Annotated in this window: 23 protein-coding genes; 14 read left to right on the forward strand and 9 right to left on the reverse strand. The window is 50.3% G+C overall.

What is annotated here, in order from left to right; all coding sequences use genetic code 11:
• Window positions 1–25: 25 nt before the first annotated feature.
• A complete protein-coding gene (crp, locus tag AC51G0_RS01245; RefSeq protein ID WP_036801200.1) occupies window positions 26–658 on the reverse strand; it encodes a cAMP-activated global transcriptional regulator CRP in 633 nt (210 codons plus the stop codon).
• 272 nt (window positions 659–930) lie between these two features.
• On the opposite strand from crp, the gene AC51G0_RS01250 reads away from it, so the two are divergent.
• A complete protein-coding gene (locus tag AC51G0_RS01250; RefSeq protein ID WP_496300367.1) occupies window positions 931–1335 on the forward strand; it encodes an OsmC family protein in 405 nt (134 codons plus the stop codon).
• Between the two features lie 310 nt (window positions 1336–1645).
• Here the strand turns inward: AC51G0_RS01250 and AC51G0_RS01255 are convergent, their stop codons facing one another.
• The 4 genes from AC51G0_RS01255 to AC51G0_RS01270 form a co-directional block, all read right to left on the reverse strand.
• Complete coding sequence (locus tag AC51G0_RS01255) at window positions 1646–2515, reverse strand: phosphoribulokinase (protein WP_496300368.1); 870 nt, start codon at window positions 2513–2515, stop codon at window positions 1646–1648.
• A gap of 164 nt (window positions 2516–2679) precedes the next feature.
• Window positions 2680–2898 (reverse strand): YheU family protein, encoded by a 219-nt coding sequence (locus AC51G0_RS01260; protein ID WP_496300369.1) that lies wholly within the window; start codon window positions 2896–2898, stop codon window positions 2680–2682.
• Between the two features lie 380 nt (window positions 2899–3278).
• Window positions 3279–4250, reverse strand: coding sequence for a hydrolase (locus AC51G0_RS01265; protein ID WP_496300370.1), 972 nt, complete (start codon window positions 4248–4250; stop codon window positions 3279–3281).
• 19 nt (window positions 4251–4269) lie between these two features.
• A complete protein-coding gene (locus AC51G0_RS01270) occupies window positions 4270–5670 on the reverse strand; it encodes an aminotransferase-like domain-containing protein (RefSeq protein ID WP_496300371.1) in 1401 nt (466 codons plus the stop codon).
• A 128-nt stretch (window positions 5671–5798) separates the two neighbouring features.
• On the opposite strand from AC51G0_RS01270, the gene AC51G0_RS01275 reads away from it, so the two are divergent.
• Window positions 5799–6398 carry a LysE family translocator gene (locus AC51G0_RS01275; protein WP_496300372.1) on the forward strand — a complete coding sequence of 200 codons (600 nt, stop codon included), beginning with the start codon at window positions 5799–5801 and terminating at the stop codon, window positions 6396–6398.
• Between the two features lie 6 nt (window positions 6399–6404).
• On the opposite strand, the gene AC51G0_RS01280 is transcribed toward AC51G0_RS01275, so the two are convergent.
• Both AC51G0_RS01280 and AC51G0_RS01285 read right to left on the reverse strand, forming a co-directional pair.
• Window positions 6405–6851, reverse strand: coding sequence for a TIGR02444 family protein (locus AC51G0_RS01280; protein ID WP_496300373.1), 447 nt, complete (start codon window positions 6849–6851; stop codon window positions 6405–6407).
• Window positions 6852–6868: 17 nt separating this feature from the next.
• On the reverse strand, window positions 6869–8794 hold the full coding sequence (locus AC51G0_RS01285; protein ID WP_496300374.1) for an ABC transporter ATP-binding protein: 1926 nt from the start codon (window positions 8792–8794) through the stop codon (window positions 6869–6871).
• A gap of 238 nt (window positions 8795–9032) precedes the next feature.
• Here AC51G0_RS01285 and kefG point away from each other — a divergent pair, with 238 nt between their 5' ends.
• From kefG to slyD, 4 genes are all read left to right on the forward strand, one after another.
• Entirely contained in the window at window positions 9033–9602 is a 570-nt protein-coding gene (gene kefG, locus AC51G0_RS01290; RefSeq protein ID WP_496300375.1) for a glutathione-regulated potassium-efflux system ancillary protein KefG, read from the forward strand.
• Window positions 9592–11394 carry a glutathione-regulated potassium-efflux system protein KefB gene (gene kefB, locus AC51G0_RS01295; RefSeq protein WP_496300376.1) on the forward strand — a complete coding sequence of 601 codons (1803 nt, stop codon included), beginning with the start codon at window positions 9592–9594 and terminating at the stop codon, window positions 11392–11394. Before kefG ends, kefB begins: the two co-directional genes overlap by 11 nt.
• Window positions 11395–11449: 55 nt before the next feature.
• Window positions 11450–11659, forward strand: coding sequence for a YheV family putative zinc ribbon protein (locus tag AC51G0_RS01300; protein WP_496300377.1), 210 nt, complete (start codon window positions 11450–11452; stop codon window positions 11657–11659).
• 135 nt (window positions 11660–11794) lie between these two features.
• Entirely contained in the window at window positions 11795–12361 is a 567-nt protein-coding gene (gene slyD, locus AC51G0_RS01305; RefSeq protein ID WP_496300378.1) for a peptidylprolyl isomerase, read from the forward strand.
• A 137-nt stretch (window positions 12362–12498) separates the two neighbouring features.
• Here the strand turns inward: slyD and AC51G0_RS01310 are convergent, their stop codons facing one another.
• Window positions 12499–12720 (reverse strand): SlyX family protein, encoded by a 222-nt coding sequence (locus AC51G0_RS01310; RefSeq protein WP_496300379.1) that lies wholly within the window; start codon window positions 12718–12720, stop codon window positions 12499–12501.
• Between the two features lie 19 nt (window positions 12721–12739).
• Window positions 12740–13717 (reverse strand): WD40 repeat domain-containing protein, encoded by a 978-nt coding sequence (locus tag AC51G0_RS01315; RefSeq protein WP_496300380.1) that lies wholly within the window; start codon window positions 13715–13717, stop codon window positions 12740–12742.
• A 194-nt stretch (window positions 13718–13911) separates the two neighbouring features.
• Here AC51G0_RS01315 and fkpA point away from each other — a divergent pair, with 194 nt between their 5' ends.
• The 8 genes from fkpA (at window position 13912) to fusA (ending at window position 20047) form a co-directional block, all read left to right on the forward strand.
• Entirely contained in the window at window positions 13912–14718 is an 807-nt protein-coding gene (gene fkpA / locus AC51G0_RS01320) for an FKBP-type peptidyl-prolyl cis-trans isomerase (protein ID WP_496300381.1), read from the forward strand.
• A 240-nt stretch (window positions 14719–14958) separates the two neighbouring features.
• Window positions 14959–15681, forward strand: a complete 723-nt coding sequence (locus AC51G0_RS01325; protein WP_496300382.1) for a helix-turn-helix transcriptional regulator — start codon at window positions 14959–14961, stop codon at window positions 15679–15681.
• The gene (gene tusD, locus AC51G0_RS01330; RefSeq protein WP_496300383.1) at window positions 15678–16070 is read left to right on the forward strand and encodes a sulfurtransferase complex subunit TusD; all 393 of its coding nucleotides are present in this window, start codon (window positions 15678–15680) and stop codon (window positions 16068–16070) included. The genes AC51G0_RS01325 and tusD overlap by 4 nt, the downstream gene beginning before the upstream one ends.
• A 24-nt stretch (window positions 16071–16094) precedes the next feature.
• On the forward strand, window positions 16095–16451 hold the full coding sequence (gene tusC, locus AC51G0_RS01335) for a sulfurtransferase complex subunit TusC (RefSeq protein ID WP_496300384.1): 357 nt from the start codon (window positions 16095–16097) through the stop codon (window positions 16449–16451).
• Window positions 16452–16458: 7 nt separating this feature from the next.
• Window positions 16459–16752, forward strand: a complete 294-nt coding sequence (gene tusB / locus AC51G0_RS01340) for a sulfurtransferase complex subunit TusB (RefSeq protein WP_496300385.1) — start codon at window positions 16459–16461, stop codon at window positions 16750–16752.
• 177 nt (window positions 16753–16929) lie between these two features.
• Window positions 16930–17304 carry a 30S ribosomal protein S12 gene (gene rpsL / locus AC51G0_RS01345; protein ID WP_128785183.1) on the forward strand — a complete coding sequence of 125 codons (375 nt, stop codon included), beginning with the start codon at window positions 16930–16932 and terminating at the stop codon, window positions 17302–17304.
• Window positions 17305–17401: 97 nt separating this feature from the next.
• Window positions 17402–17872, forward strand: coding sequence for a 30S ribosomal protein S7 (gene rpsG / locus AC51G0_RS01350; RefSeq protein ID WP_496300386.1), 471 nt, complete (start codon window positions 17402–17404; stop codon window positions 17870–17872).
• A gap of 78 nt (window positions 17873–17950) precedes the next feature.
• Window positions 17951–20047, forward strand: coding sequence for an elongation factor G (fusA, locus tag AC51G0_RS01355; protein ID WP_496300387.1), 2097 nt, complete (start codon window positions 17951–17953; stop codon window positions 20045–20047).
• The last annotated feature ends 54 nt before the right edge of the window (window positions 20048–20101 follow it).

The following is a 20101-nucleotide window of genomic DNA, read 5'->3' on the forward strand; positions in this document are numbered from 1 at the left end:
CATTTTAGCTCACTGAGCTAGAGGTTTAGCGAGTACCGTATACGACGATAGTCTTACCGTGAGCTGAAATTAGATTCTGCTCTTCCAGCATCTTCAGGATACGACCGACTGTTTCACGTGAACAGCCAACAATCTGGCCAATTTCCTGGCGAGTGATCTTAATCTGCATACCGTCAGGGTGAGTCATCGCATCAGGCTGCTTCGCAAGGTTCAGCAGTGTCTGTGCGATACGGCCTGTTACATCCAAAAATGCTAGGTCACCGACTTTCTGGCTTGTCACTTGTAGACGACTAGCCATCTGAGCTGAAAGGCGCATCAGGATGTCAGGATTTACCTGAATCAGCTGGCGGAATTTCTTGAATGAAATCTCAGCGACTTCACAAGGTGTTTTCGCGCGAACCCAAGCTGTACGCTCCTGACCTTCTTCGAACAGGCCTAGTTCACCGATGAAGTCACCTTGGTTAAGGTAAGACAGGATCATTTCCTTGCCTTCTTCATCCTTGATCAATACGGCAACAGAACCTTTGACGATGTAGTAGAGAGTTTCTGCTTTCTCACCCGCATGAATCAAAGTACTCTTTGAAGGGTATTTATGAATGTGGCAATGGGAAAGAAACCACTCTAGAGTTGGATCTGTTTGAGGTTTACCTGGAACCATATTACTAACTTCCTCTGCGTTTGTTGCCCAACAACGACATCCCTATAATTTGAGGCTGGGCCTAACAATAGAATTGTTCGCCGTCTAGGATATTCAGTCAGCCGCTGGGCTGCAAGCTCACGTGAATAATTAGTTCAGAGTTTATCTGTTTTCGGCGCGTATTTCTTGATATTGATCTATCTGAAATAGGCATTTTGTAGTCATAAGTGTGCACATGATCACACAGTTGTGAGTTAGTGCCAAATCCCCCTGTTTGAAGTAAGGAGAAAGCTATGCAATCACGAGTGAAATGGGTCGAAGAGATGACTTTTCTAGGCCAGTCAAATTCTGGCCACAGCGTCGTCATGGACGGTAATGGGGGGGAGAAAGCACCTAGCCCGATGGAAATGGTACTGATGGCGGCGGGAGGTTGCAGCTCTGTGGATGTTGTCGATGGATTAAAATCTGCCGGACAGAAGATCACAGCCTGTGAAGCCCAAATTTCTTCCGAGCGCCGCGAGCAGGCTCCGCGAATTTTCACCTCGGCCAATATTCATTTTGTGGTCACGGGCCATGAGCTTGATGACGCCCTGGTGGCAAAAGTGGTTGCGGATTCGCTGCAGAAGTACTGTTCGGTCTGCCTGATGTTGGGTGAAGGGGTGGAGATGACGCACTCTTACGAAGTTATCACTGCGTAATGACTTCGGGAAGCGTATTACACTTCGTGTAAGAGGCGAGGGCGCTTCGCTTCGAGACGCGTGGAGAAGGCTTGCCTTGGCGTCGTCAGGTGACACTTTCCGTGAAGCGTAAGCGGATAAAATCGCTCTCCAAGCTATTATTTTCTGAAAATTAAAAAGCGAGAGTTTGTTGACGCTCGCTTTTTGGTTTCTACAATCTGCGCCGCTTCCCGCTTCCCGCTTCCCGCTTCCCGCTTCCCGCTTCCCGCTTCCCGCTTCCCGCTTCCCGCTTCCCGCTTCCCGCTTCCCGCTTCCCGCTTCCCGCTTTGCTTTACCCAATCTTCCCCGTCTCGATCAGCTGCTGGAGCAGTGGTCGCATGATCAGCTCCATCGCAAAGCTCATTTTGCCGCCCGGCACGACCAGAGTATTGTGGCGCGACATAAAGGATCCCTGGATCATCGATAGAAGATAAGGAAAGTCGACGTTCTTTATCCCGCGAAAACGGATCACTACAAAGCTTTCATCCAGGCTGGGAATGGCCTTGGCGCTGAGAGGGTTTGAAGTATCAACCGTCGGCACCCGCTGGAAGTTGATATGGGTGCGTGAGAACTGCGGGGTAATGTAATTGAGGTAGTCGTCCATCGAGCGGACGATTGATTCCATTACGGCTTCGCGGGAGTGGCCACGATCACGGGTGTCCCGGACGATTTTCTGGATCCACTCTAAGTTCACAATCGGTACCATGCCGATAAGCAAATCGACATGCTGGGCGACATTGGTCTCACCGTCGACGACACCGCCATGCAGGCCTTCGTAAAATAACACATCGGTATTTTCCGGCAGCTCCTGCCATGGGGTAAAAGAGCCGGGCATCTGGTTGTAAGGGACGGCCTCGTCAAATGTATGAAGGTAACGGCGGAACTTACCACTGCCATCATCACCATATTGACGGAAAAACGTTTCCAGTAACGGAAAGTCATTAGCCTGGGGACCAAAGTAGCTAATGTGCCGGCCTTGTTCTTTGGCCTTGCGGATCTCGACATCCATCTCCGGGCGGGTAAAGCGATGAAAGCTGTCCCCTTCCAGCCAGGCGGCATTAATGCTCATCATATTGAACATTTTACGAAAAGCTTCAGAGGTGGTGGACGTACCTGCACCTGAAGACCCTGTTACTGCAATAATCGGATGTTTTGCAGACATGACAAACCCTGTCGTTAACATTAACGGAAAGAGTTATTAACAGGCTAGGGGAGGAAGGTCAAGCAGAACCCGGGCTTAGAAGCCAAAAATGATACCGCTGCCCAATATGGTCATCCATAATTATTGGCAGCGCTCGTTGTCTAAGAATCTATTTAGGCGCTTATTCAGGATCTCATCTCGTGGCGTAGCTTGATGTCGACTGATTCATGGAGTTCGGAAAAGACGATCACAGCCTCGCCGGATGCAAGCTGCTGGCGGACATGCTGCACTTTTTGCTCCATCGTCAGCTCGCTCTCACCATAGTCGGTGCCTTCTCGCAGGACAAAGTGTTCAATCAGGTTTGTCAGGGTCTCTGGGTCAATATCTTGCCAGGGAATAATCATAGCGGGTTTCTAATGTTGTGGGAGATGGGCTGATTATATTGTTAATTTAGTAAATTGTAGAGCGGTTCTATGGCCCTGAGGCTCTATGGATAAACAGTTTCGAGTAACTAGGTTCTGGTGGAGCGAAAAGAAAAATGTTTGAGCCTCAATTTTAGATCGTAAAGTGTGCCTGTAGGACCATAGGACCATAGGACCATAGGACCATAGGACCATAGGACCATAGGACCATAGGACCATAGGACCATAGGACCATAGGACCATAGGACCATAGGACCATAGGACCATAGGACCATAGGACCATAGGACCATAGGACCATAGGACCATAGGACCATAGGACCATAGGATCATAGGGTTCAAGCTTTCTTTCTACGACTCTGCGCTAGTCTCTGGCAACTTTTTCAAACCACTCCGGTACCGTCTCTTCCAGCCAAAAACGCGGATTGCGCCACGAGCCGGAGACAAAACCGACATGGCCACCAAAGGGACTCAGGTGATAGTCGATATTATCAGGCAGAGGCTGGGTCGGGATCACGGCTGAGGTCATAAACGGGTCGTCGGCGGCATGAATGATCCGCAGCCGGGCTTTGACCTGCTGAAGTTTCCCAATGCCGCTGCAGCGCTGGTAATAGTCGGCGGCATCCTTGAAGCCATGCAGAGGAGCTGTTACCTGCTCGTCAAACTGCCACAGCGAGCTGATTTGCTGTACCTGCTGTGCTGGCAGAGGCATTTCATCTGGCAGAGCATCAATTTTAAGGCTGAGGTTTCTTTTCATCGAGCCTAACAGGTATTGCTGGTAGACCCTAGAAAACCCTTGCTGGATCCGATCCGAGCATGAGGCGAGGTTTAATGGCGGGGATATCACCTGTGCCGCTTCAAGCTCTGAACATACTCCCTTTTCAGCCAGATAGTTAACCAGCATATTGCCACCGAGCGATACCCCGACGGCAAAAAACGGAGTGTCAGGATACTGCCTACGTAGCCAGTCAATGAAAAAAGCCGCATCTGAGGTTTCACCTGAATGGTAGCCGCGTGGCTGACGGTTTATTTCTCCGCTACAGCCACGAAAGTGCATCATGACACCCAGCCAGCCCTGCAGGCTGGCTGCATGTAGTAATCCGTTGGCATAAGGGCTGTGGAAGCTGCCTTCAAGGCCGTGAAACAGGATCATAATGGGTTGGTTGGCCGGATGCTCCGCGGCAGGAGCTGTCCAGGCTAAATCCAGAAAATCACCATCCGGTGTTTCAATCCGTTGTTCTATCGGCGTAAACAGAGGCTTGCGGCGAAGAAAGCGTGGCAGCAAAGTTTGTAAGTGAGCGTTACGTAGCCCGCTTGCGGGCTCAAAAGGCATCATCGGCAGCTATTCCTTCTGGCTACAGGGGAAAGTCGTTCATCGGATCTTTTTCTAGCAGCTCTGCCAATATTTGCAAGCCCTGTTCCAGCTTCTGGTGGGTAAAAGGTGCGCTAATGGCCAGCCGGACTGCCGGGGGAATGGTTGCGCCTGGTGGGGTAAACATTTCAGCCGACTTGATAATCACCCCATGTTGCTCTGCTGCCTTGACGAAATCGCTGAGGCGCCAATAGTCTGGTAGTGTCAGCCAGACATGAAAGCTGCCTGTCGTGTGCTGGACTGCAAAGCGGCCCAAATGCCGGGTGACTAGCTGTTGGCGCTGGGCGATATCATGGTGTATTTGCTGCAGCACCCGATCGGCATCGCCTTTTTGGATCAGCTCACAGGCCAATCCTGTGAGTAGCGGGCTGATCATCAGGCTGTGATTGTGCAGGGCGGTATTGAGCCGCTGCTGAAGCTTTTGCGGGACTTGGATATAACCCAGCCGTAATCCCGGTGCCAGGCATTTTGACAGCCCGCCAATGTGGATCACCTGCTCTGGGGCGAGGTTGAGCATGGGCGCCGGGCGTTGCTGCGGCAGCAGGCCATTGACATCATCTTCAACCAGTAACACTTGATGCTGGCGGCAGATAGCCAGGATCTCCTCACGGCGCTGCTCGCTCATGGTGGCTGTGGTTGGGTTCTGTAGTGTCGGGGTGCAGTAGAGCATCCGCGGCTGGTACTGGCGGCAGGCGGCTTCAAGGCTGGCCGGTATGATCCCTTCATGGTCAAGTTCAACTGGCTTGACACTGACTTGCTGCTGCCTGGCGAGGCTGAGAAACCCTGGGTAGGTGACTTGTTCAACCAGCAGGGTATCACCCTGGCGACAAAATGCAGACAGGATCAGCTGGGCGGCATGCTGCCCCCCTGAGGTGAAGTGCATGCGATCAGGATCAATATCGAGGCCTTTGCCTTGCAGCCAGCGAGCAATCACCTGGCGGTGCGTACCCAGCCCTTGCGGATCATGGTATAGCATCATCTGGTTGAGCTGCTCAGGATGACGGGACAAGCTGGCCATTGCCTGCTTCAGCATCTCCGCGCGATCAATACAGGGTGGGATATTGTGGCCAAGGTTACAGGTTTCCTCTTCCTGGGCGGAGTAGTTATATACCCAGCTAGGAGTATCGTGCTGGCAGACAAAAGTCCCGGCTCCGACTCGCGCTTCTACCAGCTCCCGCCGCTCAGCCTCGGCATAGGCCCGGGTAACAGTACCGACAGTCACCTTGAGTTGGTCCGCCAGGGCGCGATGGGTCGGCAGCTTGTGCCCGGCTGGCAGTTTTCCCGATGCGATATGTTGCTCAATGGCATCGGCGATCTGGCGGTAAAGTGGTTCACCTTTGTGAGTGTCGGTTGAAGGTGTCAGTACAATGTTCATGATTGTCATGGTGACAATAAACCTTTTGATCTGGATAAATCCTGCTGTTAGGGTTCATTTTGTACGATTTAGCAGGCTTGATCAATGTGAATCGCCAATTGTACCGATACAATTTGATAGGGAGGCGTTTGAGAACAATGTGGGAATGGCAATTTATCATTTCATTGGCTGCGTTTGCGGCAACCATGACAGGGACGCCGGGGCCGAATAATTTGATGGTGACGGCATCGGGGGCCAATTTTGGTTACTGGCGGACATTGCCCCATATGATGGGGATTGGCACGGGCCTGGTCTCTATGATTGTGCTGGTGGCGGCAGGACTCGGGGTCATGTTCACCCGTTTTCCATTCCTGCATGAGCTGCTGCGTTGGGTCGGCAGTGCTTACCTGTTGTATTTGGCCTGGAAGATCGCCTCGGCCAGCTCTGCTATCCGCACCGATCAACAAAACAGTCGGCCAATGACGTTTTGGGCTGCGGCAATGTTCCAGTATGTGAATCCGAAAGCATGGATGATGTCGGTGACGGCAATCAGTACCTTCACGGTTGCGGGGGAACTATATTGGCAATCTGCGGCGCTCGTTGCCGGGATCTTTTTTGTGGTGTGTTTTCCGAGTGTTTCAATATGGGCTAGCTTTGGCACCTTGATTGGCCGCTGGTTGCATAGTGCCAAAGCTCGCAGGGTGTTTAATTCGGTAATGGGAACGCTGACGGCTGGCTGCGTGGTGATGATCTGGTAGTGCCTGTTATGGCAGGGCTTGAAGCTGGGGCAAGAGTGTTGATGCACCGAGCTGTTGGCAATAACGGGCAAGGTTGCCATTTGTAGCTGGCTCGGGGCTAGGGTATGTGAAGTGATTGAGCTGTTCGATCAGATCATGCTGCTGGCTTTTTTCCAGCTCCAGTTCGAAAGCCAATAGCTGTTGGTACCCGGCTTGATCCAGCTGTGGTTTTAACTGCTTACGCATAGTGCGATATTGCTGCAACCGGGTATCGCTAGATCTGAGCCCGGTAACTAGTGCATTGATCTTTGGATCAGCCAGGCTGATATGCTGCGTATCCAGCCAATGCAGCAATAGGGCAAGATTCACGTTGCCCTGGTAATCATTCTGCAGAGCCAAACAGGCTGGTTGGACGCCAGCCCGAGCATAGTGGCTCAGGCTGAACTGCCAATAGTCCTGCTTGCTTAGTTGCAAGGAACGAGGTGTTGGTATTAGCTGCCGCTATTGAGTTGGCTTTCCATTTCTTCCAGCTCTTCCTGCAGCTCCATCCATTCCATTTCCACCTCTTCAAGCGATGATTTTGCATCTCCCTGGCGTTTTAGCTGCTCGTTCAGGCGCACTTTGTTTTCTGCTTCATAGATCGCAGGTTCAGACAGCTGCGTCTCTGCATCCGCGACCTCTGCGGACAGCTTTTCCATCTGTTTGTCCAGCTTGTCGATTTTCTTACGCAGTGGTGCAGTTTGTTTGCGAAACTCTGCTTCTAGTCGTTTCTGCTCTTTGCGCGATGCTGCGCTGTTGTCCTTGGTTGTTTCTGGTTTGCTGTCCTGTAATTCGCGACGTTCGTTTCGCTGTTGCTCGGTCAGCCACTTGTGGTAGTCATTAAGATCACCGTCAAATGGCATTACGTGGCGATCGTGCACTAGGTACAAATCGTCAGTTGTCGCCCGCAGCAGGTAGCGGTCGTGGCTGACAATGACCATCGCGCCTTCATACGATTGCAGGGCGAGCGTCAGGGCTTGGCGCATATCCAAATCAAGGTGGTTGGTCGGTTCATCAAGCAGTAGCAGGTTAGGGCGCTGCCAGACAATCAGAGCCAGTACCAGGCGGGCTTTTTCACCACCGGAAAACGGGCCGACTTTATCGAGGGCCTTGTCACCAAGGAAACCGAAGCTGCCCAGATAATCACGGAGTTGTTGTTCGGTTGCCTGCGGGGCAATACGCGCCAAGTGTTGTACCGGCGTATCATCAAGACGCAGGGTTTCCAGCTGATGCTGGGCAAAGTAGCCAATCTTAACGCCTTGCGAGTAGGTCAGATCACCCGCTTGTGCTGGCAGCTCGCCGGACAGCAGCTTGATAAGGGTCGATTTACCGGCACCGTTGCGGCCTAACAGGCCAATCCGGCTCCCCGGGACAAGGTTAAGGCGGATTTTCTCTAGGATCAGGTTGTCACCGTAACCAGCCGCGACCTGATCCATCATCATGATGGGATTAGGCAGGGCAGACGGTTCTCTGAACTCGAAACTAAACGGGTTATCGAATTGGGCCGGTAGCACCTTTTCCATTCGCTCCAGCGCCTTGATCCGGCTTTGTGCCTGGCGTGCCTTGCTAGCCTTGTAACGGAAGCGGTCAATATACGACTGCATATGTGACATCTGCTTTTGTTGCTTCTGGTACATGGCCTGCTGCAGGACAAGCTTTTCCGCCCGTTGGTTTTCAAACGATGAATAGTTACCGGTGTAGCTGTTCAGGGTCTGATTCTCGATATGGATGATGCGGCTGACGACCGGGTCAAGGAAGTCACGGTCATGGGAGATCAGAACCAGCGTACCGCGGTAGTTCTGTAGCCATTTTTCCAGCCACATCACGGCATCCAGATCCAGGTGGTTGGTTGGTTCATCGAGTAGCAGCAGATCAGAGCGGCATAGCAGGGCCTGGGCGAGGTTCAAACGCATTCGCCAGCCACCCGAGAACTGGGTGAGGTTCCATTGCATTTGTTCTTGCGAGAACCCCAGGCCATCGAGTAGCTCTGCCGCGCGGGCATTGATGCTGTACCCGCCAATGGTATCCAGCTTGCCGTGGAGCTCGGCAACTTTGGTGCCGTTGTTCGCCTCTTCAGCGGCAGCTAAATCATGTTCTAGCTGACGGTACTCACGATCACCGTCGATAACATATTCAATGGCACGGCGCTCCAGCGCTGGTGTCTCCTGCGCAACCCAGGCGAGCTCCCAGTTGGCTGGGAACTGGCAGGTACCTGCGTCTACGCTCAATTCACCTTTTAGTAATGCAAATAAGGTAGATTTACCACAACCGTTCTTGCCCACAAGGCCGACTTTGTCGCCGGGGTGAATGGTGGCAGTGGCGTTATCGAGAAGGGCTTTACCGCCTCGTAAAAGCTGAATGTCCGAAAAGGTAATCATCGACAGTGTCGGGGTAGCCCCGCTCCGCAAAATAAAGTACACGAAATGAGCGGCAGTCTATACCAAACGGCCACTGACTGCTAACTCGATGATTATGGCCGGGCTATATTGAGAACGATATGATTATGAATGTAGATTCAGGCGATCCGCTTGAGTAACAATTATGTATGATGTGTATAGAGATAATGATAGACGTTGCGCCTGAAGGAATAATCCGCAGGAAGCTGTAAGGGAAACTATGACCATACCAGGACGGCCAAAAATTTTGGTGATTTATGCCCATCCGGATCCCCAGGAGTCGGTGGCTAATCGCGAGATGCTAAAGGGGATCGATAATCTTGAGCATGTGACAGTACATGACTTATATGCCGCTTACCCTGATTTTTTTATCGATATTAATCATGAGCGGGATCTACTCCGCCAGCATGACATTATTGTCTTTCAACATCCCCTCTATATGTATTCCTGCCCCGCTTTACTCAAAGAATGGATGGACGTGATATTGAGCAAGGGCTTTGCCCATGGTGACGGAATCGAGACCAAAGGCAAGTACTGGCGCTCGGTGATCACCACAGGCGGAGCCGCTGAGGCCTATACACCGGACGGCTATAACCGCTGTAGCATCGCTGACATTTTAAAGCCCTTCGCACTGTCTGCAGATTTATGCCAGATGGAATGGCTAGAGCCGCTAGTATTGCACTGGGCCAGGCGGATCCCGGCGCAGGAGCTTGAGCAACATGTTCAAGACTACCGTCACTGGTTGATCGCCCCGCTTGGTAGCGGCAAGGAGGCTGAATATGGCCAGTGATGTACTGTCAGTCAGTGTGGTATTTCTCGCCGCGGCAGTCGTCGCGGTGCCAATTGCCCAGCGGCTGGGGCTGGGCTCGGTACTGGGTTACCTGTTGGCGGGGATTGCCATTGGCCCGTGGGGGCTTCGCCTGATCTCTGATGTTGATGCTATTTTGCATTTTTCCGAGTTCGGGGTTGTTCTGCTGCTGTTCTTGATCGGGCTTGAGCTCAATCCCAAGAAACTGTGGCAGATGCGCAAGCCTATCCTTGGGCTGGGTGGTGGCCAGGTGGTGGTGACTAGTGCGGTTATTGCGGCTATCGTCATGGCCTGCCGCTCGTTTTTGCCTGAGATCAGCTGGCGGGATGCTGTTGTGGTCGGTATGGGGCTGGCGCTGTCTTCCACGGCCATCGCACTGCGGGTTATCGAAGAGCAGAATCTCGACGGTAGCGAAACGGGGCAGTCGGGTTTTGCCGTGTTGCTGTTTCAGGATATTGCGGTGATCCCGATGCTGGCAGTACTACCAGTATTGGCGGGAGGTGGCGGCGGCAGCTGGCTTGATTTCGCCTGGATGATCGGCGGTATTTTGGCGTTGCTGGTTGGTGGGCATTTCCTCCTTCGGCCATTGTTTCGCTGGGTGGTGGTGAGCGGGGTGCGTGAGCTATTCAATGTCGCTGCGTTGCTTCTGGTGATTGGTATTGCCCTAGGCATGCAGTCGCTAGGTTTATCGATGGCATTAGGTACTTTCCTGGCCGGCGTGCTGCTGGCAGAAAGTGAGTATCGCCATGAGCTGGAAATTGCTATTGAGCCGTTTAAGGGATTATTGCTGGGGCTGTTTTTTATCTCGGTGGGTATGGCCGTCAATCTCGGGTTGTTGCTGGAATACCCGTTGCAGATCCTGGCTGCTGTTTTTGCGCTGATCAGTGTTAAAGGGCTGTTGTTATATGGCTTGGCACGTTTATTTGGGATCCGGGCTAAATCTCGCAGCCAGATGGCTGCAATCCTCAGTCAGGGCGGTGAGTTTGCCTTTGTTTTGTTTACCGCGGCATTGGGGGAAGGATTGCTGGGGGCTCAATTGTCGGCGTTTTTGTTGGTGGTGGTCAGTCTATCGATGATGACGACCCCATTGCTCTTATTGTTGCAGGCTAAATGGTTTGCCCGCACGTTTAAGGCCGAGGAGGAAGAGCTTGAGAGCGATGTGATTGACCGTGAGCCCCGGGTGATCATTACTGGTTTCGGTCGTTTCGGCCAGGTTGTTGGTCGGTTGTTATTTGCCAATAAGATCCGGGTGACAGTATTGGAGCGAGATCCGAGCCAGATCCAGTTTCTGCGTAAGTTTGGCTATAAAGTGTATTACGGCGATGCGACTCAGCTCGATTTGCTTCGGGCGGCGGGTGCCGACAAAGCTGAAGCCATTATTATCTGTACCGATGAGCCCGATGAGGTGATGGAAGTGGTTGCCCTGTGCCAGCAGTATTTTCCTAAGCTTAAAGTGCTGGCGCGTGCAAGAAGCCGGGTTGAAGCACATCAATTACTTAGTCACGGTGTTGATAACTTCTCGCGGGAAACTTTTGCTGGGGCCCTTGATTTAGGCCGTCAGGCCCTCATATCTTTGGGTATGCACCCGTATAAAGCCAAGCGGGCTGAAGCACACTTTCGTAAACTCGATACTACAGCCTTGCAGGATTTGTTGCCGCAGCATTCTGAGGATGTTCATCTGGCATCACGATCGAAAGAAGCCCGTAAAGAGCTGGAAGAAATTTTTGACCGTGAAATGCGTGGTGAGCGTGAACGGCATAATGGTTGGGACTAGTCCGAGGTTGTTATGAATGCATGTCATAACAACCCGTTGTAAGGGAATGGGTAGAATGGCAAAGAAACGATTTATTGCCGGTGCCGTGTGTCCGGAATGTAAAAAACAAGACACGCTGCGCTGGTGGCAAGAAAACGACGTTGAGATGGTTGAGTGTGTGGAATGTCACCACACCGACCGCCGCGTTCCGCAGGCTGTAGCGGAAAGTGAACAGCTTTCGCAGCAGACCAAACAGCAAGTGATAGGGATCTTTAAACCCCAATAGCGAGCAGATATTGGCATCAAGGTGCCTTTATCCGTTATGATGCAGGGGCAGATTTATATTGAGTACCGTTTCATCGTGATTTGAGCCTGCAGCCCAGTCACGATGAAACGGTACTATCTACATATCGGAGTAAACATGAAAGTCGCTAAAGACATCGTAGTAAGCCTAGCTTATCAAGTGAAAACTGAAGAAGGCGTGGTTGTTGATCAGTCAACAGCTGAAGCACCACTAGATTACCTTCACGGTCACAACAACTTGATTGTTGGTCTGGAGAAAGCACTAGAAGGTCGCGAAGCGGGCGAAAAATTTGAAGTGACTGTTGCTCCTGAAGATGCATACGGTGAGCACGTAGAAGAAATGGTTCAGCGTGTGCCTGCTGACGTATTCCAGGGTGTTGATGAAATCACTGTGGGTATGCGCTTCCTGGCAGATACTGACCAGGGTCCAATTCCTGTTGAAGTAACAGAAGTCGACGGTGACCACGTGGTTGTTGATGGTAACCACATGCTAGCGGGTCAGACCCTGACATTTAACGCTGAAGTTGTAGCGGTACGTGCGGCAACAGAAGAAGAAATCGCTCACGGTCACATCCATCAGGGTGGCGGCTGTTGTGGTGGCGGTAGCTGCGGCGACCACGACCATGAGCACGAGCATAAAGAAGAAGGCGGTTGCGGTGAAGGCGGCTGTGGCTGTTCTCACTAAGAAGCTCTCTTCTTAAGAACTGATAAAAACGGGAAGCCTAGGCTTCCCGTTTTTTTGCTTTGCAAAAGGCTTCGCCTTGGAAGCGTATTTACACTTCGTGTAAGAGGCGTGGGTGCTTCCTGCTTCCGCCGAAGGCTCTAATAATGCGGCGGCGGTGTCTCTTCAGATTCATCGGCCATATTCGATGTCTGCATTCCTTTCACTTTACCAACCATAAATTTCAGCTGTACTCGCATCTCGTCGATTAAAAACTGCTGTGCGGTCAGCGCCTGGTTCAAATCATCAATAGTCTGTTCCTGGAAGGCCTGCTTCATCTCCAGCTCGTCAATTTGAGCCTGTAATTTCTCAATGTCAGTCATAGGGCGAATTCGTCCGGTGTTAATCTGTGGTCCAAGCCTGGGCAATGCCGGCGGATGTGCCGGATATAACCTGTCCGTCAGGAGTAATGGCGACATCATACACCACTGCTGCCGGTGGTCGAGTATCTTGTTGCGGGGCCGCTTCCCAGCGGCCGAGGTTGTCGCCGGTCGCTGTATCCCATAATTCAATGCGTCTTGCCGGAGTACCTGTTGCCAGCTGGCTGCCATCATCGGAGAAGCGGGCGCTGGATAAATTTTGCTGGCGCAGGCGAACAGCCAGCGCGGCTTGTTTCTCACCGCTGCTGAGATCCCAGATAAAGGCGTCGTTGCCGCCGTCTGCGGTTAAGGCCAGCTTACCGTCTCGTTGCAGGGCCACTCGGCTGATCCGCGAAGTATGTTCAAATTGATAGATGATCTGACCGTTGCGGGTATCCCACAGATAGGCGAAATAGTCATTGCCGCCAGATAGGGCAAATTGACCGTTAGCCGAAAGTGCCACTGAATTAACTTTTTCTTGGTGGGCAAGGAACTCTAGTCGACGTCCGCTGCCCAAGTCGATGTAAAGGGCTTTACCGTTCGATAATCCCAGCAAGATGTGCTGGCCGTTACTGGCGATATCGACATCACGGATGACCCCGTCCGAGATAGACCAAAGGCCATCTGATTGACCCCATGCGAGATCCCAAACTGCAAAATTTTGTGCTGTTGCGGTAATGGCGTAGCGACTGTTGTCAGAAATTTTACTGGTGAGAACGGTATTGTGATGTGGGTCTTGAGAACCAAAATCAGCTAACTTTTTGTTTTGCTGTAAGTCCCAGAGCACGATACCTTGTTGAGTTGAGTGCAAAATAGCAAAACGGCCGTCTCGGCTAAGGCTAAAACTGGTTGCGCCCTCGGGAGCGATATCCCAGCGTTTGGCCTCTGAGCCCGAAAAAAAGCAGCCCGTCAGGGTAATCAGTGCCAAAATAATGCTAATGACTTGTATTTTTTTGTGCATTAAGGTCTGGTTCCGGTTTGTTTTGCTAATAGATTGAGTGAGAACAATCGTATTAAGTCACTGATTAAAAAATAGGATTAGCAGTGACTTAATACGATTGATATTAGTATATTGATATAGCGAGCTTTTCACAGTAATGCTGAATAGCCGATTATAAAAATGAGGCATTCCCTCATCGATTGATGGAGAAATACATGAAACCTGTTCTAAAGATGTCTGTTTTGGCTGCGACAATCCTACTAGCGGTAGGCTGCCAAGATGAAAAAGCGGCTGAAGCAAAACCTGCAGAACCTGCAAAGGTAGAGCAGGTTGCATCTGATGCAGCCGCGCCAGCTGCGTTTGCCTCTGAAGATGAGAAAGCGGCATATGCAATTGGTGCGTCACTGGCACAATATCTGTCGGCGAACCTGGAACAGCAAAAAGAGCTAGGTTTGGATCTGGATCGTGAACAGGTGCTGGCTGGCGTCAGCGATGTGTTTGCTGGCAAGAGCCGCCTGACACCTGAAGAAACGCAGCAGGCGCTTCAGGCACTGGACAAGCGTGTGTCTGACATGGTGGCGGAACAAGCGAACGCAGAAGCTGAGAAAAACATCAAAGCGGGCGAAGAATATCGTGCTGAATTTGAAAAACAAGCCGGTGTCGTGAAGACAGATTCTGGCCTATTGTACCAGGTGGAGACCCAGGGTGAAGGCGACAAGCCAGCCGCCACTGATACCGTTAAGGTTCACTACAAAGGTATGCTAACCGATGGCACCGAGTTTGATAGCTCTTACAAGCGTAACCAACCGGCAACGTTCCCGCTAAACCAGGTGATCCCAGGCTGGACAGAAGGTGTTCAGTTGATGCCTGTCGGCTCTAAGTTCAAGTTCGTTATTCCGCCAGAGTTGGCATACGGCTCACAGGCTAACCCAAGCATCCCGGCAAACTCTACCTTGGTGTTTGAAGTTGAGCTGCTTGATATTGTCAAAGCACAGCAGCCAGCGGAAGAAGTGACACAGTAATTGATCGCTGATGACGGCTTTTGGGTACCTATAAGCCTGTCAATGACTACATAACCCGGCATCTGCCGGGTTTTTTCTATTTAAATTGCGATTGCGCCAGCCAGATAAATGTTCAGGCAGGTGTCAATATTCTGATAAACTTGCAAGCAAGATTTGAATTAATACCCATTGTATTTATTTTCATTATTCCAAGTGGTGGTGAAACTAAATAAATAGGGTTTAGCAAGGAAAATATGACAAGTGGTATCTACAGATAACTTTGGCCCAGAAGTCATGGTTGAAAGTGACTTAATTGAGCCGCGTGCATTCAGCGAACATGATTACATCATCCTGCGTTCCTATGAGGCTGTGGTTGATGGATTGGCTGCGCTGATTGGTCCTTTTTGTGAAATCGTGCTGCATTCATTAGCGGATCTGAATACATCGGCCATTAAAATCGCCAACGGTGAAAATACCGGACGTAAGGTCGGCTCGCCGATCACCGATCTGGCCCTGCGTATGCTGCGTGATATTGAAGGCTCGGAACGTAACTTTTCCCGCGCTTACTTTACCCGTGCCAAGGGTGGCGATCTGATGAAGTCGATCACTATTGCGATCCGCAATGGCGAGGATCGGGTGATTGGCCTGCTCTGTATCAACATCAACCTGGATGCACCTTTCTCCCAGATCCTGCAATCGTTTATGCCGACCGATGAGGCCAAGCAGGCAGCGTCGACTGTCAACTTTGCCAGTGACGTTGATGAGCTGGTGGATCAGACCGTTGAACGTACGATCGAAGAGATCAATGCTGATAAGAATGTTTCGAATAATGCCAAGAATCGCCAGATCGTGATGGAGCTGTACGATAAGGGTATTTTTGATATTAAGGATGCTATCAACCGGGTGGCAGAGCGGCTGAACATTTCCAAGCACACAGTTTATCTCTATATTCGCCAACGCAAGACCGAGGACGGCGAAAAATGACCTTGAATTATGTGCTGGTGGTTGATGGTCCGGCATATGGTACGCAGGCTGCCCGTTCGGCTTTTCAGTTTGCCGAGGCGCTGATTGAACAGGGGCACCAGTTGTCACGCGTGTTCTTTTACCAGGACGGTGTCCATAATGGTTCGGCGCTGTTGGCCCCGGCCTCCGATGAGTTTGACCTAGTAGCAGGCTGGCAGCAACTGGCGCAAGCCAATCAGGTTGAACTGCAGACCTGCGTTGCCGCGGCACTGCGCCGTGGGGTGGTCAGCGAGCAAGAAGCACAGCAAAACCAACTGCCGGGCCATAATCTGGCTCAGGGGTTCGAGCAGGCAGGGCTTGGCGGCCTTGCTGAGGCCATGTTAACCGCTGATCGCGTTATTCAGTTTTAAGCCCTTATCACTCAAGAGAGTCCAATGAAATCGCTAGGCTTTGTATTTCACAGCGCACCGCATGGCACCAGTAGTGGGCGGGAAGGGCTGGATGCCATATTGGCCACCTCGGCCTATAGTGAAGATCTTCATGTATTTTTTATCGGTGACGGTGTTTTTCAACTATTGAAAAACCAGCAACCTGAGCAGGTGCTGTGCCGCGATTATATTGCCACCTTTAAAATGCTTGAACTTTATGACATTGAAAATATCTATGTCTGCCAACACTCATTAATAGAGCGTAACATTGATAGCAATGAGATCGTGATTGCGGCTGAATTGCTCAGTCAGTGCGATATTACTGTCAAACTACATCAGTGTCAGCGTATTCTAAGTTTCTGAGGCCGTTATGCTCCATATCATCTCAACATCCCCTTTTCACACCCAAGCCCTACAACGTTGTCTACGCTATATAAGCCCGGACGACGAAATTTTGCTGATTCAGGATGCGGTATTTGCCGGAATTGAAAAAAATATCTGGTGTGAGGCAATAAAAAAATCAGGTGTAAAAATATATTTACTGGAAGCCGATCTCATTGCCAGAGGGTTATTGTTAAAAGCTGACATCTCTTGCAAAGTTGTTGATTATAAAGAGTTTGTACTCCTGACGGTTAAGCATGAAACTCAGATGAAATGGGCGTAAACTTCTTAATAACGCTGTATGATATTCTGGTTTTTCTCACTGTTTAAGAAATGATCACCTGATTGATTGTTGTATATATCTTGACACCTAAATGTGCGATGAATAAAATTTCGCGTCCTCCTGTTGTTGGGAGGCGGATTTTTCACATTTACGAAAGTAATTTTCAGGAGCTATTTAATGGCAACTATTAACCAGTTGGTACGCAAGCCACGTGAAAAGCAAGTTGTTAAAAGCAACGTGCCTGCACTAGAAGCGTGTCCACAGAAGCGTGGTGTATGTACTCGCGTATATACTACTACTCCTAAAAAACCGAACTCCGCACTACGTAAAGTATGTCGTGTTCGTCTAACTAACGGCTTTGAAGTTACTTCATACATCGGCGGTGAAGGTCACAACCTTCAGGAGCACTCAGTTGTTCTTATCCGTGGTGGTCGTGTTAAAGATTTACCAGGTGTGCGTTACCACACCGTTCGTGGTGCACTTGACTGTGCAGGCGTTAACGACCGTAAGAAAGGTCGTTCTAAGTACGGTGTTAAGCGTCCTAAGTCTTAATGGATTCCGTTAAGTAAGGCCAAACATTTAAATTATTTTAATTTTGAAGAAACTGAAAAGTTTTGGATAACCTGAAGAAGACAACGGAGATACATCCATGCCACGTCGTCGCGTAATCGGTCAGCGTAAGATCCTTCCAGATCCAAAGTTCAAATCTGAGCTGCTGGCAAAATTCGTTAACATCCTAATGGTTGACGGTAAAAAATCTACTGCAGAAAAAATTGTTTACACTGCACTAGAAACTATGGCTGAGCGTTCTGGTGAAGAACACCTATCAGTATTCGAAAAAGCTCTTGAAAATGTACGCCCTGCGGTAGAGGTTAAATCTCGCCGTGTTGGTGGTTCAACTTACCAGGTGCCTGTAGAAGTACGTCCAGTACGTCGTAACGCACTAGCTATGCGTTGGTTGGTTGAAGCTGCGCGTAAGCGTGGTGAAAAATCTATGGCTCAGCGTCTAGCAGGTGAAATGCTTGATGCGGCTGACAACAAAGGTTCTGCTGTTAAGAAACGTGAAGACGTTCACCGTATGGCAGACGCGAACAAAGCGTTCGCACATTACCGCTGGTAATAACGACTGGGCGCAGCAAGCAATGCTTGCTGCGCCTAAACCATACTCTAAGGTTAACCTTAGTAAGAGGATACAGCCGTGGCTCGTAAAACGCCTATCGAGCGCTACCGTAACATCGGTATCTGTGCTCATGTTGACGCCGGTAAGACAACAACTACCGAGCGTATTCTGTTTTATACAGGCCTATCTCACAAAATTGGTGAGGTTCACGACGGCGCTGCAACCATGGACTGGATGGAGCAGGAGCAGGAACGTGGTATCACTATCACATCTGCTGCTACTACGACATTTTGGCGTGGTATGGAAGCTCAGTTTCCAGAGCACCGCATTAACATCATTGACACCCCAGGACACGTTGACTTCACTATCGAAGTAGAACGTTCTTTGCGTGTACTTGATGGTGCAGTTGTAGTTTTCTGTGGTTCTTCGGGTGTTGAGCCTCAGTCTGAGACTGTATGGCGTCAGGCCGATAAATACGAAGTTCCGCGTATGGTTTTCGTCAACAAGATGGACCGAGCTGGTGCTGACTTCCTACGGGTAGTTGATCAGATCAAGAATCGTCTTGGTGCGAATCCAGTGCCAATCCAGCTTAATATTGGTGCTGAAGAAGAATTTAAAGGTGTCGTTGACCTCATCAAGATGAAGACCATCAACTGGTCGGAAGAAGATCAGGGTACAACGTTCACTTATGAAAACATTCCAGCAGACATGCAAGACCTTGCTGATGAATGGCGCATGAACTTAGTTGAATCAGCTGCTGAGGCATCTGAAGAGCTAATGGATAAATACCTTGAAGAAGGTGAACTGTCTGAAGAAGATATCAAGGCAGGTCTACGTCAGCGTACATTAAACAACGAAATCGTACTTGCGACTTGTGGTTCTGCATTCAAGAACAAAGGTGTTCAGGCAGTACTAGATGCCGTTATCGATTACCTACCATCTCCGACGGAAGTGAAAGCTATTCGTGGTGAAGATGAGCTAGGTAATAGTGTTGAGCGTCACTCATGCGATGAAGAACCATTTTCAGCGCTAGCGTTCAAGATCGCAACCGACCCATTCGTTGGTAACCTGACATTCATGCGCGTTTACTCGGGTGTTGTGAACTCTGGTGATTCAGTCTACAACTCTGTTAAAGAGAAGCGTGAACGTTTCGGTCGTATCGTACAGATGCACGCGAACAAACGTGAAGAGGTCAAAGAAATTCGCGCCGGTGATATCGCCGCTGCGATTGGTCTCAAGAACGTCACTACTGGTGACACGCTATGCGATCAAGATAACAAAGTAATTCTTGAACGTATGGAATTCCCGGAACCAGTAATTCAGATCGCGGTAGAGCCACGTTCTCAAGCTGATCAGGAAAAAATGGGTATCGCACTAGGTAAACTAGCTGCTGAAGATCCATCTTTCCGTGTAGAAACCGATAATGAGTCTGGCCAGACACTAATCTCTGGTATGGGTGAGCTTCACCTAGACATCATCGTTGACCGTATGAAGCGTGAATTCAGCGTGGAATGTAACGTGGGTAAACCTCAGGTTGCATACCGTGAAACCATTCGTGGTGCCACTGAAGTTGAAGGCAAGTTCGTACGTCAATCGGGTGGGCGCGGTCAGTACGGTCACGTATGGCTTAAGATCGAGCCGTCGGAGCCTGGTGAAGGCTTCGTCTTCGTTGATGATATTGTGGGCGGTGTCGTACCGAAAGAATATATTGGTGCGGTATCTAAGGGCGTTGAAGAGCAGATGAACAATGGTGTGCTTGCTGGTTACCCAGTAATGGACGTCAAGGCGACTCTGTATGATGGCTCTTACCATGATGTTGATTCCAACGAAATGGCGTTTAAGATCGCAGGTTCAATGGCATTCAGGAAAGGTGCGCTAGATGCGAACCCAGTTATTCTTGAGCCAATGATGAAAGTTGAAGTAACAACACCAGAAGATTGGATGGGTGATGTTGTTGGTGACCTTAACCGTCGCCGCGGCATGATCGAAGGTATGGATGACGGACCAGCAGGTCTGAAAATTATCCGTGCTCAAATACCGCTTTCTGAGATGTTCGGTTACGCAACGGATCTTCGTTCTGCTACTCAAGGTCGAGCTTCTTATTCTATGGAATTCAGCGACTACGCTGAAGTGCCAAAGAATGTTGCTGACCGAATTATTGCAGCACGCTCTTAATTTGAATATTGCGTCAGCTGCCGTTGACGCATAAAATACAAACTTCGGACGCGT

The sequence above is a fragment of the Photobacterium sp. HL06 genome (assembly GCF_059552575.1).